Below are 14,019 nucleotides of genomic sequence, written 5' to 3' on the forward strand. Positions count from 1 at the left end.
CGGCGCCCTAGCCTGAGCTGCACGGGGTGGGGCGTTCTGACCTGGGGGTTCGGCGCGGCCCGGCCAGTGGAGGGGCATCAGCCGCCGCTGACGTCCCGGCCGCACCGCAACACGCCTGGCGACGCAGCTCGGCTCACGACGCGCCGACAGCGACGCGCCACCCACGCCCCCACCAGTGGCCCATCCCGGTGCAGAGACGCTCGGAAGCAATCTGAATCCGGGTTCGGTACACAACCCGCAGCCCAGGCTCCGCCACGTTACGAACATGTTGTACTACTGTGGGTTCCTGCACGAGCACGTTTGGTTGGGACAGGACAGGGGTACAGCCGTGCCGGAGAGTGCCACCGGAGATCCGCTCGCCGCGTACACCGACGTCCTGCGTCGGCACTGGCGGCTCATCGCGGTCCTCACCACCACCGGCCTGCTGCTGGCCGGGGCCGCACTCCTGGTAGTGCCACGCACCTACACGGCAACCACCGCCGTCCAGGTGCATCCCACCGGGGTGGAGAACCTCACCGGGGAGGCCGGCGGTCGCACCAACGGCGAGGTGAACCTGGACACCGAGGCGCAGGTGGTCCGGTCCGCGACGGTCACCGCGGATGCGCTGCGGCTCCTGGACCGCGACCCCGCGGCCACGGACGTGCACCAGGCCCGCGAACGGCTGGAGGTGACCGTCCCCCCGAACAGCAGTGTTCTGGAAATCAGCTACGCCGCCGAGGACCCGGGCACGGCCCGCGACATTTCGTTGGCGTTCGCCGAGGCCTACCTGGAGCATCGCGCGAGCTGGACGGCCGAACGGGTCGAAGAACGCCTCGCTGGCCTGGACGCGGAACTGGAGTCCAAATACGCCCAGCTGTCCGACGAGCAGGACGAGGCCACCGACGACAGCCCCGCGGACACGGCCCCGGGCGCGCCCGCCCCGACCCGTGAGGAGACCCTGCACGCCGAGATCGAGACCCTGCACGAGCAGCGCACACCGCTGGCAGCGGTCAACGAGGAACTGTCCGCCGGCAGTGTCCTCACCCAGGCCACGGCACCCCCCAGCCCCAGTGCTCCCCGCGCCGAGCTGTGGCTTGTGGCCGGTAGCCTGCTCGGTCTGGTCGCCGGGCTGGCGTTGAGCTACGCGCGGCACCGGAGCCGCCCGGCCCCGGATCCACACAACGCCGCTCCCGTCCCCGCGCAGGGCAGCCGGGACGAGGCGAGCCCGGAGCTGCTCGACGGTGCGGCCGAGTCCAGCCCCACGCAGCTCACCCCGCAGCGCTAGGGCCAGGAACCGATGACCCACGTTCCGACAGCTCCCACCCCGGTGCCCGGCGCGCCGGACCCGTGTGTCCCGGAGGCGCGGGGGTGAGTACACCCACAGCGGCCCGGTCGGGCCCCTCCGTCGCGCCTGCGCGCATGCCCGCGGCCTGGCCCCTGATCGCCCTGTTTGTCGGCTATCCACTGTGGTGGGCGCTGGGGGTGGGCCAATTCGCCTACTGGCTGTTCGCGATTCCCATGGCCTGGGCCCTGGTGCGCATTCACCGGGAACGCCCGGGTGGTCTGCGCCTCCCCCCGGGGATGTGGCTGTGGGTGCTGTTCGTGCTGTGGGCGGTGGCTGGCCTCGCTCTGCTGGGGCTCACCCCCAGCGGCGCCATGCCCGGTGGCGCCGGCTACGTCGCCGCGGGCACCCGCCTGCTCAACTACCTGACCCTGACCGTCCTCCTGCTGTACGTAGGCAACCTCAGCAGTACGGAGCTACCCACCCGGCTGGTGGCCGGTCTGCTGGGCTGGCTCGGGCTTGTCACGGTCGCCGGTGGGCTACTGGGCACCTTCGCGCCCAGTTTCGAGTTCACCTCCCCGATGGAGATGCTGTTGCCGGCGCACATCGCCGCCGACTCCTACGTACAGGCCCTGGTCCGTCCCGCCTCGGCGCAGATCATGGATGTTCTGGGCTACGAGGCGGCCCGCCCCAAGGCCCCCTGGGAGTACACCAACGCCTGGGGCAACAACCTGTCACTCCTGCTGATCTGGCTGGTCGTTGGCTGGCTGTGCCTGGGGGCCGGCTGGCAGCGCTGGGTTGCGGGGATCGCCCTGGGCTTGGCCGTGATCCCGGTGGTGCACTCGCTCAACCGCGCCCTGTGGGCGGGGCTGGCCCTGTCGGTGGCCTTCGCCGCCTACCAGCTGCTCCGGCGCGGCCACCTGCGCGCCGTGCTGGGGACCGGTCTGGCGCTGCTGTTGGTGGCGACGGTTGTGCTGGCGTCGCCGCTGCGGGACACGATCTCCGACCGCGCCGAGAACCCACACAGTGACGAGGGGCGGGCCGCCGCCAGTATCGCCGCCGTTGCGGCCGCAACCGAGTCCCCGCTGGTGGGGTGGGGGTCCACCCGCGATGCCCGCGGCAGCAACTCCTCGATCGCGATCGGCCAGTCCCCCGACTGTCCACAGTGCGGCAACAACACGATCGGCAACAACGGCCAGCTGTGGCTGCTGCTGATCGCCCACGGGTGGGTTGGTGCCGCACTGTTTCTCGGTTTCCTCGCCCAGGCGGCGTGGCGGTATCGCGGGGACACCTCGCTGGTGGGACGGGGCGCGCTACTCACGATCCTGCTGTTCTTCTGGTACATGCTGTTCTACGTCTCGCTGATCGCTCCTCTGGCCACGACGATGATCGCCCTCGCCCTGCTGTGGCGCCGCGCCGCGGAGCGTGCCGACACACGGGCACCGCAGCGCACATCCTTGGAAAGGTGACCGACCGTGCTACCTGGATGGATCCAACCGGCCAGCCCGCCGCAGCTGGGTGCGGCCGCGGCGGTGCTGTGGCCCGACGCGTCCGTGTCGGAGGTGGAGACCGGCGCCACGCCCCGGCCGCGGGCCTACGTCGCGCTGCCGTCGTTACGTCAGCCGCGGCTGCTGCTGCCGGCGGGTCATCGGCACGCGGCCGCGCGTGCCGTACAGCTGTTCTCCGGCCGGCACTGTGTCGACACCCGGCTGCGCGCCGGGCTGGTGAGCGCCGCCCTCAACTATGGCGGCACCGGGCTGCTGCGGGGCCGGCTCTCGGTGCACGCCGGGATCGAGCGGATGCTGACGCAGATTCTCGGTCAGGAGCTGGTGCTGGCGGTGCATCTTGGCCCGCCGCGGGCCAACCGCAAGCCGGTGCTGGCGCTGCTGACCCCGGACGGGCGTCCGGCCGGATTCGGCAAACTCGGGGTGAACGGTCTCACGGACCGGCTGGTTCGCGCCGAAACCGCGGCACTGCGGCAGCTGGCCAGTGCCGACCTGCCGGATGTCACCGTGCCCCGCGTGCTGCACGCGGGGATGTGGAACGGGCATCCCCTGCTGGTCCAGGAACCGCTTCCGGTGTGCTCCCAAACCGAGGTTCCCAACCGGGGGCAGCTGCTGCGCTGCGTGACGCAGATCGCGGGAATGTCCGGGGTGAAGCACCGGCCTCTCGCGAACAGCCCCTATCTGGCGGGCCTGTGCGAACGGCTCTCGGGGCTGGCGGACCTGCCGGAGACCGAGGCGCTGCGGTCGGCCCTGGCCCGGCTGCCGGCGGTGTCCCTGGCATTCGGAGCCTGGCACGGCGACCTCACGCGGTGGAACATCGCGAGTACGCCGCGGCGGGATTTCGTGTGGGACTGGGAGCGGCTCACCGAGGATGTGCCGGTGGGATTCGACGCGCTGCACTTCAGCCTGACCGAGGCGGTGCGTGGCGATGCCCGCCGCGGTGCGATGGCGTGGCTGCGCACCGGTGCGTCGCTCCTCAACGCGCCCGAGCTGGCACGGCTGGGAGTATGCCCGGAGCACACCCGGGTGGTGATGACCCTGTACCTGGTGGAGTTGGCGAGCCGCTATCTGCATGACGGGCAGGCCCAGGCGGGTGGGCGGCTGGGCCAGCTGAACACGTGGCTGCTGCCCGCGCTGTCGCATCTGGCGGGTGCGGCCGTGCCCGGTCCGCGCCCCCACGACAGTGTCCGGGCGCTACCGGACTGACCCACGGCCCGCATCCCCACCCGCGGTGCTGGTGCGGCCAGCTGGCCCGCCGGATACCGGCGCCGCGGGTGGGGATGCGGGGTGGTCCTCGATCGATGTTCGGCATGTGAGGAGTTGCCTTGCGAAGCGTGTCCGCGCACCGGATCGCCCGGTCCCTGCCGCCCGGCCTCAAGGACACCGGGCGGTCGCTGGCCCACCGGCTGGGTCAGACCACGCGCAGCTGGCGGGTGCTGCCGACCTTCCTGATTGTGGGTGCCCAGCGGTGCGGCACCACCTCGCTGTTCAAGGCGCTCACCCAGCACCCCCAGGTGCGCGGTCCGCTGCTGCGCAAGGGCGTGCACTACTTCGACGTTGCCTACGACCGTGGTTTGGACTGGTACCGCGGTCACTTTCCGCTGCGGATCGGCACCCGGGCCACTCTCCTCGACGCCAGCGACGAACCGGCGGTGCAGGTGGGCGAGTCCAGCCCCTACTACCTGTTCCACCCGCTGGCGGCCGAACGCATCGCCCGCGATCTGCCACAGGTGCGGCTGCTGGTGGCCCTTCGGGATCCGGTGGAACGCGCCTACTCCGCCCACAGCCACGAACGCGCCCGCGGTTTCGAAACCGAGGACTTCCCGGAGGCGATCGCACTGGAGGAACAACGCCTGGCGGGCCAGGAGGAACAGCTGGTCGCGAACCCGCATCTGCGACTGCACTCCCACCAGCACCATGCCTACCTGCACCGCGGCCAGTACGTGGAGCAGCTGGAACGGTTGACGCGGCACGTGCCACGCGAGCGCATCCACATCGTGGAAAGTGAACTGTTGTTTCGCGAACCCGACCAGACCCTGGCCGGCGTGCTCGAGTTCCTCGGGCTTCCGCCGCACCCCGCAGCGCGGGTCACCCGGAACAATGCCCAACCGCGCTGCTCCATGGATCCCGGGTTACGTGCCCAGCTCCGGGAGTACTTCGCACCCCATGACGAACGGCTGGCCCAATGGCTGGGCCGCCCGCCGGCCTGGCGACAGTGACGGAACGTGGACCGCGCGGGGGCGGGGACGGCGACGGAGACACCATGGGCCTGCGTCGGGTGGCGCGCGGGGGTGCGCTGAACCTGCTGGGGGCCCTCGTGGGCGCGGGCGTGAACCTCGCCCTGGTGGTGGTGGTCACCCGAGGGTTTGCACCGGAGCAGGCCGGGGTGTTTTTCTTCGCCACCTCACTGTTCATCATGCTGGTCGCGGTCGCCAACCTCGGCACCTCGAACGCGATGGTGTACTTCGTGACCCGGATGCGGGCCTTCGGCGCCGGGGAGCTCGTGCCGCGGGTGCTGCGCCTGGCCGTCGGGCCGGTGGTGGTGATCACGGTGGCGCTGGGGCTGGGGCTGGCGGTTGCGGCACCGAGCCTGGCCGCTGCGCTCGGCGAGCCCACCGCGGGCGCCTACCTGCGGATCCTGGCGCTGTTCCTGCCGTGTGCGGTGCTCCTGGACACACTGTTGGCAGCCACGCGCGGGCTGCACGACATGCGGGCCACCGTGGTGGTGGAGAAGGTGGCGCGCCCCCTGGCGCAACTGTCCCTGCTGGCGGTGGCGGCGGCCACCGGGGCGGCCGGGACACTGGCCGTGGCCTGGGCCGGCCCCTACCTTCCCGCGGCCGTTGTGGCCGCACTGTGGCTGTGCTGGATCCTACGCCGCCAGGACCAGGCCCCGTCCGCAGCCGACAGCGCGAGGGCGGGTGTACCGGGGCACTCCGCGACGGGTGGCACGTCGGCGCCCCGCGTGGACGGGCGCACGTTCTGGGGCTTCGCTCTGCCGCGTTCGGTGGCCAATGTTGCCCAGATCGGGATACAGCGCAGCGGAATCGTGCTGGTGGCCCTGCTGCGGGGTGCCGCCGACGCGGCCGTGTTCACGGCGGTGACCCGGTTCGTCGTGGCCGGCCAGTTCGCGTCCCAGGCGGTGCAGCTCGCGGTGCAGCCACGGCTGACCGAACTGCTCGCGGTTCGGGACACGGCCGGAACCAATACGCTCTACCAGGCCAGTACCGCGTGGCTGGTGGCGCTGACCTGGCCGCTGTACCTTCCGGTGATCGTGTACGCGCCGGTGCTGATGGGCCTGTTCGGTCCGGATTACCCGGTGGGGGCGGTGGCGCTGGTGGTGGTCGCGGTCGGGATGCTGCTGAATGCCGCCTGCGGCATGAGTGACCTGGCGTTGACGATGACGGGGCGCACCGGCTGGAACCTGGTGAACAATCTCGGGGCGTTGCTGGTCAATGTGGCCTTGTGCGTGGCACTGGTCCCGGTCCTGGGGGCGGTCGGGGCCGCGCTGGCGTGGGTCGCGGGAACCCTGACCCGCTGCGTGGCCGCCCTGGTGCAGCTTTGGCACTGGCACGAGCTGCGCCCCTGGGGTCGCGGCACGGTGAATGCCGCGGCCGCGAGCTGCGGCTGGATGGGTCTGGTTCCGCTGGTCGGGGCACTCGTCGGGGGCTGGGCGGCACTGGTGGTTTCGGTGCTGGCCGGCGGGCTGGGCTACCTGGTGACGGTGTGGCGGTTGCGCAGCTCGCTGGGTCTGCGGGACGTGCTGCGGCGCCACGAGCGGGAGCGGGATCCGGCCCCCGCCGCGTGAGCAGCCCGGCGACGGGGGGGCGTTCGCGCGTCGGTGTGGGGCTGCCGACCGGGTCGGCAGCCCCACACCGAGCGTCGCACCCGGGGTCAGTCGACCCGGTGCCGGCTGTCGCCCACGCTGGGGCCGTCGGGATCGACGCCCGGGTCGGGGCCGAACCCGCGACCGCGGCGAGCGAGGAACAGCGCGCCCACACCACCGAGAACGACCAGTGCGGCGGCGATGATCAGCCCGGTGAGGGCCGTACCCGACACCGGGAGGGTGTCCCCGCCGTCCCGGGGTGGCGCAGCCTCGTCCGGGGACGGGCTGGCGGTGGCCTCCGGGGTTGGGTCATCCGTGGGGGACTCCTGCGGCGGCGCGGATGTCGGGCTCGGCGCGGGGCTTCCGGTCGGACTGGGGGGCGGCGTGGGGCTGGGGGTCGGGGTGGGTGAGGGTTCCGGGGCGCCGGCCACCGGCCAGGCCGCGATCTGCGTGTCATCGCCCACGACGGTGCAGGTTGTTTCCTCGGTTCGTGCACCGTCCAGGGGTTCGGGAGTCGGGGTCGGACGTGCGGAGGTGGTTCCGGTGTCGTCAACGAGATTCTGGGTGATGACGAGCTCTCCCGCGTCCAGGGTGAACTCGTCGGCGGTGTCGGGGACGGTGGTCTGGCCGGTGAGGGTCCAGGTGTCGTCGAAGAGGCTGGGGCGTGTGGACAGCGGCACCGCTGCCTGTTGGTCCGGGGAGGAGTACAACTGTAGTTCGACCCGGGCGCTGGTCACCCGCAGGTACCAGTGTGGGGTGTGGCGCAGGTCGAACTCGCTTCCGTCCACATCGACGGTCAGGGCTGCCTCCTCGCCCCCGGCGGGTTCCTCGGGATCCAGGGCAACGGTCAGGTCAACATCCGTCGAGTCGGGGCCGGCCGGACCAGAACAGTCGTAGGCCAGCGTGGCCGTGGCCGACGCCGTGTCTGCGTGGGTGGGGCTGGCGAGCGGGGTGACCAGCAGCAGCGGGAGGCCGAACAGGGCCACAGAAGTGGCGGCGAGCGTGCGTCGGATCGTCACGTCGTGCTCCGGAATGCGGGGGATCGGGGGGTATGGGGGCGGCCGGGCCGTCCTGGTTTCGGCGGCCCACGCGCACCAGGATCCACTGGATTGTCCCGGGTCGCTGCCGCCGCACACAAGACGGCGTGCGGCCGGATCCGGCACCCGCCGCCCCATCGACCCTTCCCGCCCCATGGGTGTCCCAGGGGCGGTCCCTGCCACACTCCCACCCCGACACGACGCTACGGCCCCGGCCGGGCGCGACCCCGGCAACGCCCCAATACCGAAGCTCCCACCGGGGACTCGCCCCAGGGCCGTCGTCCTAGGGCAGATCCGCTGAGCTGTCGCGGCGGCGCCCCAACATCACGGCGGTGCTTCCAGCCAGGAGTGCCAGTATGGCGGCGGTGGCCAGCCCGGCGATGGAACTTCCGGTCAAGGGCAGGCTCACCGTGTCCCCGGTCGTGTCGTCACGCTCGGGCCGATCCCCGGGGCCGGGGGTCCCGAGCCCCCCGTTGTCCTGGTCTTGACCCTCGCCGTCGGTATTCCCGGACTCGGTGTCCGGGGCCGGCAGCGCACCGTCGGGCAGGCAGATGTGGGTGACGGCCCCTGCCCCGTCGTCCAGTTCGGTGGTCAACACCAGCTGTTCCAGCTCAAGCTGGAGTTCGCCCGGCTGTTGTGGAGTCACTGGGCGCGGTTCGAGAATCTCGAACTCGATCCACTCGTCGGCGGCCGTGACATCGGTGCTGTTGGTGGTGGTGAACACGAGCTCGGTGTCCGCGGCCGCCGCCCCGGACACGGCCACCGTGAGTGTGGCCGACATGTCCCCCGCCCCGATGCGCGCATCACGCACGGGCATGTCCGCGAAGGAGAACTCCGCGTTCGCTTCGCTGGCCGCCCCCACGACAAGGTCCGTCTCCAGGGATGCGCTCGCCGATCCGGGGCCGGTGAAACTGTCCAGACGGTCGGGTGCGTCGCTGGTACAGGCCCAATCGCCGAACCACACGAAACCGCCGTCTGTGGTGACCTCGGGGTCCGTGCGGGGGGTGGGGCTGGGATCCGACTGCGGGGTGGGGCTTTCCCCCGGAGATGGATCCGCCGCGTCCCCGGCGTCGACAACCTCCAGCGCGCCGAGGTCAGCGGAGGTCTCCGTCACGACACATTCGGTGACGACGGTCTCGTGCGCCGCCTCGCTGTCGCCCGGTGCGGACAGGGCCGCCTGTTCGCCGGTGTCGAGCGGGCTGGGGGTGGCCGTGGGGCTGTCGCTGGGGGTGGCCGTGGGGCTGTCGCTGGGGGTGGGGTGCTGTGCTGGTGGATCGGTGCTGCCGGACTCCGCGCGGGTGTCCGGGGGAATCACCACCTGGGTGATCTGGAGATCCCCGGGTTCGACCGTGTAGGTTCCCTCTTCGGTGACCCGGAGTTCGCCGCCGAGTACCCAGCTGTCCTGGTCCGGGTCCGGGTTGCCGCTGACCTGCACAACCTCGGTTCCACCCCCGATCAGCAGGTCGCTGCGCACTTCCATGGCGGACACGGTGCCGTCCAGCGCCTCGGATTCCTCCTCCGGAAATTCGGCGCCCCGTACCCGCAGGGCTACATCCACCTCCTCATCCACCTGGACGGAGTCGAGCCCCCGAAGCGGGGCGAGGGACAGCTCGGCGGCGTCGGGGGCGCCGGGGCCGTGACATTCGTAGCTCGTCGTGACCTCCTCCGCATGCGCCGGCAACACCAGCGCCGCGAGAGGAGCCGGGACCAGCATCGCCGCAAGACCGGTCGCCACAGCCCGGCCGGGCAGCTTGGGCACCATGGGGGCTCCTTGACGGGGATCCGTAGTGGGGGAACTGGGGGAACGAGGTGGGGGCATCGGTGGGCACAGCGGGGTGAACACGAACACAGCCCAGCTCGGCGCCCATGACCCCCGGGGAGTCGGACGAGGTTCCCCGGGCCCATGCGTGCTGCGGCGCCAGGACTTGGCTCGTTATCGAAGATAGCCGAACCTTGTCCAGGATCCCACGACGCTGCGTGTCTGCACACGGCCACGGAGAACCATGACTTTAGTTGCTGTGTGAGATTTTGCGAACACATTGAGTCATGAAAGCATGTGCACCATGCCTTCCCAGCCCGATGGTCAGGCCACCGCCCCGGTCCTGTTCGTCGCCTCCAGCGGGGGACATCTGGCCCAGCTCCGCGCCCTACGGCCCTGGTGGCGACACAACAGCCGGGTGTGGGTGACCTTCCCCACCCCTGATGCACGTTCCCAGCTGTCCGGGGAGACGGTGCACTGGGCGCACCATCCCACCACGCGTAACCTTCGCAACCTCCTGCGTAACGTCCGGCTGGCCGCCGGGGTTCTCGCGCGGCACCGTCCCGAGGTCGTGGTGTCCACCGGCGCGGGGGTCGCGTTCCCGTTCTTCCTGCTGGCGCGTCTGCGTCGAATTCCGACCGTCTATATCGAGGTCTACGACCGAATCGACACCCCCACCCTCACCACGCGCCTGTGCCGTCCACTCACGACGCTGTTCCTGGCCCAGTGGCCCGAGCAGCGCGCGTTCCTGCCAACCGCTATCACCGTGGGACCACTACTGTGAGAGACCAACCGCTGATCCTGGCGTCCTTGGGAACTGACCACCACCCCTTTCCCCGGCTCGTGCGTTGGCTGGACGCGTGGGCCACCGCGCATCCGGAGGTCCGGGTCCTGCTTCAGCACGGTGCGACCCCCGCCCCGGATATCGCCTCCGGGGTCGAGTTTCTCGACCACACCGAGCTACGCGCCGCCATGGCCGAGGCCACAGCGGTGGTGTGCCACGGTGGTCCCGCCACGATCATGGAGGCCCGGCACGCCGGGCACCTACCGTTGGTGGTCGCACGAGACCCCGAGCTCGGTGAACATGTCGACGACCACCAGTTCCGGTTCGTCGCACGCCTGGATGCCGCCGGTGTCGCCCGCGCCTGCCCCACCGAAGATCAACTCCACGCGGTCCTGGACAAGGCACTGGCCCAGCCCGACGAGTTCCGTGTTCCCCCCGGAGGTGCGGCCACGGTCGAGGCGGCCGGCCGTGCCGGTGAGCTCATCGACCTGCTCCGTCCCGGCGCCAGAGGCACCGGAACCGACGGGAGCGACCACTCCCCCGCGCCGGCCACGGTGCCCGCCACCGTGCATACGACCGAGGAACCCTGGCCCGACGTCACCGTGGTGGTCCCCACCCGGGACCGTCCGGAGCTTCTTCGGCACACCCTGCGCTCGATCGTGGGTCAGGACTACCCGGGACGCGTGCGCACCATGGTCGTCTTCGATCACGACGACCCGGATCTCAGCCTTGCCGACGACGACCCCGAACGGCCGGTTCGCGTTCTGCGCAACACCCAACAGCCGGGGTTGGCCGGAGCCCGCAACACCGGCATCCTCGCCAGCGGCACGGAACTGGTCGCTTTCTGCGATGACGACGACACGTGGCTGCCGCATAAGCTGCGGCACCAGGTGGAGCTCCTCCACCGGGATCCGAACACGGACCTGGTGTGCTGTGGCGTGCAGGTCGCCTACGAGGACACCGAGATTGACCGGGTTCTGCACACGGGGCAGGTGGAGCTGCGGGATCTGTTGGAGTCCCGGCTGACCGAGCTGCACCCCTCCACGTTCCTGTTCCGCACCGATCGGCTCGTGCACGACATCGGCCTGGTCAGTGAGACGATCCCCGGCAGCTACGGGGAGGACTACGAGTTGCTGCTGCGGTCCGCTCGCATGGGGGTGGTCCGAAACCTTCCGGAGGTGGGGGCACGGGTGCTGTGGCACCGCAACTCCCACTTTTCCGGACGGTGGGGCATGATCTCCCAGGCGCTGCGCTGGCTGCTGAACGAGTACCCCGAGTTCCGGTTGGTGCCGCGCGGATACGCTCGCATCACCGGGCAGGTGGCCTTCGCCGAGGCCGGGGCCCGGCGACGCCTGAAGGCGCTGCGCTGGATCGCACGGACCCTGTGGGCCCGGCCTGTGGAGCCACGCGCCTACCTGGCTCTAGCCGTGAGCTGTGGGCTTCCACCGCGGTGGGTGATCAACGCACTGCACCGCGCGGGTAAGGGCATCTAGGTATCTCGCGCGTCTGGCAGCCGTGAGCGCCGGACCGCTACGGTGCGGGCATGCGGAGCCTGGGAGACGTGCTGGCCTTCACATTCTTCGTTGTGCTGGGGCTGGGCGTTGCCGCGGTGTCCTTGGCACATCCGGCGCTGCCACCGCGGGTCGCGGCGGTGGGCCTGACCATCGCCACAGTCGCGGGCGGATGCGGCGCCAGTCTCGCCTACATCCGGTACGACATGCGACGCCGGTCGGAGGTCTCGATCCTTCGGACCGCGGTGCTGCACGGCACCCTGCGTCACGCGGACCGCCACACCCCCCAACCGGCCGGTCTGGTGTTTCGCGGCCGTCGGCTGCGTCAGCTTCCGCTGGGGTTTCTCGCAACCGTGGGGCTGCTGGCTGGGCTCGGGTTCTGCGCTGGGGTACTGAGCTCATCCGGGCGCTGGACCGGACAGTGGTGGTTGAAGACTGTCATCTATGGTGGCGTCGGCCTTGTATTGGTTGTGGGCTGCGTGTTCCTGTTGGCTCTGACCGTGGGCCACCTGGTGGGGCCACGGACCGGCGTGGCCCTGCTCCCCGACGGCGTGTTCCTGCGGACCGCGCTCGGCACGATCTGGCTGCCCTGGGACGCTATCCACGACACACAGAGCCTACTCAACCGCGACAAGGCCGACACCGTCCTGCTGCACACGAGCACCCCGGACGCCCTCCAGCAGACAGGGCTCTACCGCATCCCCCGGCTGTGGGGGCGCGGCCGCAGCCGGAGCACGGTGAGCGTGCCCTGTGGCCTCCTGGGTCTGCCCACCGGTCCCCTCGTTATCGAGCTGGATCGCTACCGTCAGCATCCCGCCCACCGGAGGGAGCTCGCCGACCCCGACACCGTCGCCGCGTACCGGGGCGCGGTCGGGCGCGACCCCTCCGGGCCGCAGCAGCGCTGACGCCTGGGGCGGCTCAGGTTTACTCACCGGTCGAACACCCGCTGGTGCACCTCCTCGGGGACCCGCACGTGGGAGTCCTGGCTGGCCACCAGATATCCGAGTTCGGCTGCGAGGTCCTGGGTGACCCGGAAGTCACAGTCTGGGCTCGTCTTGCTGTTCCACAGCTTCACGCCCTGGATACGGTCCAGTTCCCGCAGCACCTCGGGGATCTCCCGGTACCAGTTGAAGGTGCCCCGCGGGTCGTCCGGGAGGGGAACCGTGCCCATCTCCCCGACCATCACCGGTTTGTCCGGGTTGATGCCGTGGCTCTCCCCGTGTTCCTGAACCCACTCGTAGGTGGGCCGAACCGCCTCACCGAAACTCTGCACGTGGTCCCAGTTCTCGTGCTGGGGACAACCCGTCATGTTGTACCCCTCCCAGCTGAGCCAGTCCACGTAGTCGTTGCCGGGCCATAGGCCGGGCAGCCGATCCATGTTGCCGGGCCAGCCAGTGACGTTCCAGACCCAGATGACGTTGTCCGCACCGTGGTCATCGTAGATATCGACGATGTGCCGCCAGGCGGCGACGAACTCCTCCGGGCTGCCGCGGGTGTTGTACCGGTGGTTGGCGTCCGCCTCGTGGTCGAAGGTAACGAACGCGGGCAGGTCCAGATCCGCGAAATTGCGGGCCTGTGCGCTCAACGAGTCGTCGAACTCCCCATCGATGATCTGTTCGTACCGCAGGGCCGGGTGACCCCGTTGGGTGAACTCGCGGGCCTCCACGTTGGCGTGGATCAGCCTGCCCTCCTCCATCATCTGATGCTGCTCCTCGGTGGGCAGGTCGGTCTGGTCGACGCCGTGCCAGACATAAACCAGGTCGAGCTGACGTTCGATGATGTCTTCCAGGTCCGCGACCTCGTCCGGCCCGGGGCTGGCCCCCCACCAGACCCCACACTCCGGTTCCAGAATGTCCGACACATCGCATTCCTCGGGGTCGGGATACTCGTCCGAACCGGGCCCGGTGGGGGGCGGGTCGCCCGGACTGGGGTCAGGCTCCGGTGGTTCTTCCGGAGTGGGCTCCGGCGGTTCTTCCGGAGTCGGCTCCGGTTGCTGTCCCGGGCTGGGCTCCGGCGGCTGCTCCGGGCTGGGCTCCGGCGGCTCGGGGGCCGGCGGCTCGGGAACACCCGGCCGGGGAATCAGAATCAGTGGGGGCTGGGGCGGCGGCGGGATGACAACGTCCGGGGGTGACTCCGGATCCGGGTCGCCCTGTGCCGAAGCTGTGGTTCCCGCCCCCAGCGGGGCCACCAGGACACCGAAGGTGAGGACAAGGCACGCCCAGCGTTGCGCTCCGGACGTCTGGCGTGGACGGCGTGGACTCCCTGCCTGATTCGGCTGCATGCCTGGTGTTGTCCTCCCGCCCGTGACCCTCCAAAAACTACGCATGCCGACATGGTTG

General features: G+C 70.6%; 11 protein-coding genes. 8 read left to right on the forward strand and 3 right to left on the reverse strand.

The genetic code is table 11. The annotated features are described in order from the left end of the window. The first annotated feature begins 328 nt into the window (after positions 1–328). From RIF23_RS05750 to RIF23_RS05770, 5 genes are all read left to right on the forward strand, one after another. Positions 329–1,264, forward strand: coding sequence for a Wzz/FepE/Etk N-terminal domain-containing protein (locus tag RIF23_RS05750; RefSeq protein ID WP_310911338.1), 936 nt, complete (start codon positions 329–331; stop codon positions 1,262–1,264). Between the two features lie 134 nt (positions 1,265–1,398). Continuing rightward, positions 1,399–2,730, forward strand: a complete 1,332-nt coding sequence (locus RIF23_RS05755) for an O-antigen ligase family protein (RefSeq protein WP_310911530.1) — start codon at positions 1,399–1,401, stop codon at positions 2,728–2,730. 6 nt (positions 2,731–2,736) lie between these two features. After that, positions 2,737–3,972, forward strand: a complete 1,236-nt coding sequence (locus RIF23_RS05760) for a phosphotransferase (protein ID WP_310911339.1) — start codon at positions 2,737–2,739, stop codon at positions 3,970–3,972. Positions 3,973–4,100: 128 nt separating this feature from the next. Then, positions 4,101–4,985: a sulfotransferase family protein gene (locus RIF23_RS05765; protein WP_310911531.1), complete on the forward strand. Its 885-nt coding sequence runs from the start codon at positions 4,101–4,103 to the stop codon at positions 4,983–4,985. Further along, positions 4,952–6,571, forward strand: a complete 1,620-nt coding sequence (locus tag RIF23_RS05770) for an oligosaccharide flippase family protein (RefSeq protein WP_310911340.1) — start codon at positions 4,952–4,954, stop codon at positions 6,569–6,571. Before RIF23_RS05765 ends, RIF23_RS05770 begins: the two co-directional genes overlap by 34 nt. Positions 6,572–6,657: 86 nt before the next feature. Here the strand turns inward: RIF23_RS05770 and RIF23_RS05775 are convergent, their stop codons facing one another. Together RIF23_RS05775 and RIF23_RS05780 are read right to left on the reverse strand one after the other, a co-directional pair. Further along, positions 6,658–7,608 (reverse strand): hypothetical protein, encoded by a 951-nt coding sequence (locus RIF23_RS05775; protein WP_310911341.1) that lies wholly within the window; start codon positions 7,606–7,608, stop codon positions 6,658–6,660. Positions 7,609–7,909: 301 nt separating this feature from the next. Continuing rightward, positions 7,910–9,388, reverse strand: a complete 1,479-nt coding sequence (locus RIF23_RS05780; protein ID WP_310911342.1) for an LPXTG cell wall anchor domain-containing protein — start codon at positions 9,386–9,388, stop codon at positions 7,910–7,912. 301 nt (positions 9,389–9,689) lie between these two features. On the opposite strand from RIF23_RS05780, the gene RIF23_RS05785 reads away from it, so the two are divergent. Genes RIF23_RS05785 through RIF23_RS05795 form a run of 3 tightly spaced genes read left to right on the forward strand, consistent with a single transcriptional unit; the run spans position 9,690 to position 12,585 of the window. Next, the gene (locus RIF23_RS05785; RefSeq protein ID WP_310911343.1) at positions 9,690–10,169 is read left to right on the forward strand and encodes a UDP-N-acetylglucosamine--LPS N-acetylglucosamine transferase; all 480 of its coding nucleotides are present in this window, start codon (positions 9,690–9,692) and stop codon (positions 10,167–10,169) included. Continuing rightward, positions 10,166–11,662, forward strand: coding sequence for a glycosyltransferase (locus tag RIF23_RS05790; protein ID WP_310911344.1), 1,497 nt, complete (start codon positions 10,166–10,168; stop codon positions 11,660–11,662). Before RIF23_RS05785 ends, RIF23_RS05790 begins: the two co-directional genes overlap by 4 nt. A gap of 50 nt (positions 11,663–11,712) precedes the next feature. Further along, a complete protein-coding gene (locus RIF23_RS05795) occupies positions 11,713–12,585 on the forward strand; it encodes a hypothetical protein (protein ID WP_310911345.1) in 873 nt (290 codons plus the stop codon). 23 nt (positions 12,586–12,608) lie between these two features. On the opposite strand, the gene RIF23_RS05800 is transcribed toward RIF23_RS05795, so the two are convergent. Next, positions 12,609–13,961: a glycoside hydrolase family 26 protein gene (locus tag RIF23_RS05800; protein ID WP_310911346.1), complete on the reverse strand. Its 1,353-nt coding sequence runs from the start codon at positions 13,959–13,961 to the stop codon at positions 12,609–12,611. Positions 13,962–14,019 lie beyond the last annotated feature (58 nt).

The sequence above is a fragment of the Lipingzhangella rawalii genome (assembly GCF_031628175.1).
In the GTDB taxonomy this organism is placed as follows: Bacteria; Actinomycetota; Actinomycetes; order Streptosporangiales; family Streptosporangiaceae; genus Lipingzhangella_A; species Lipingzhangella_A rawalii.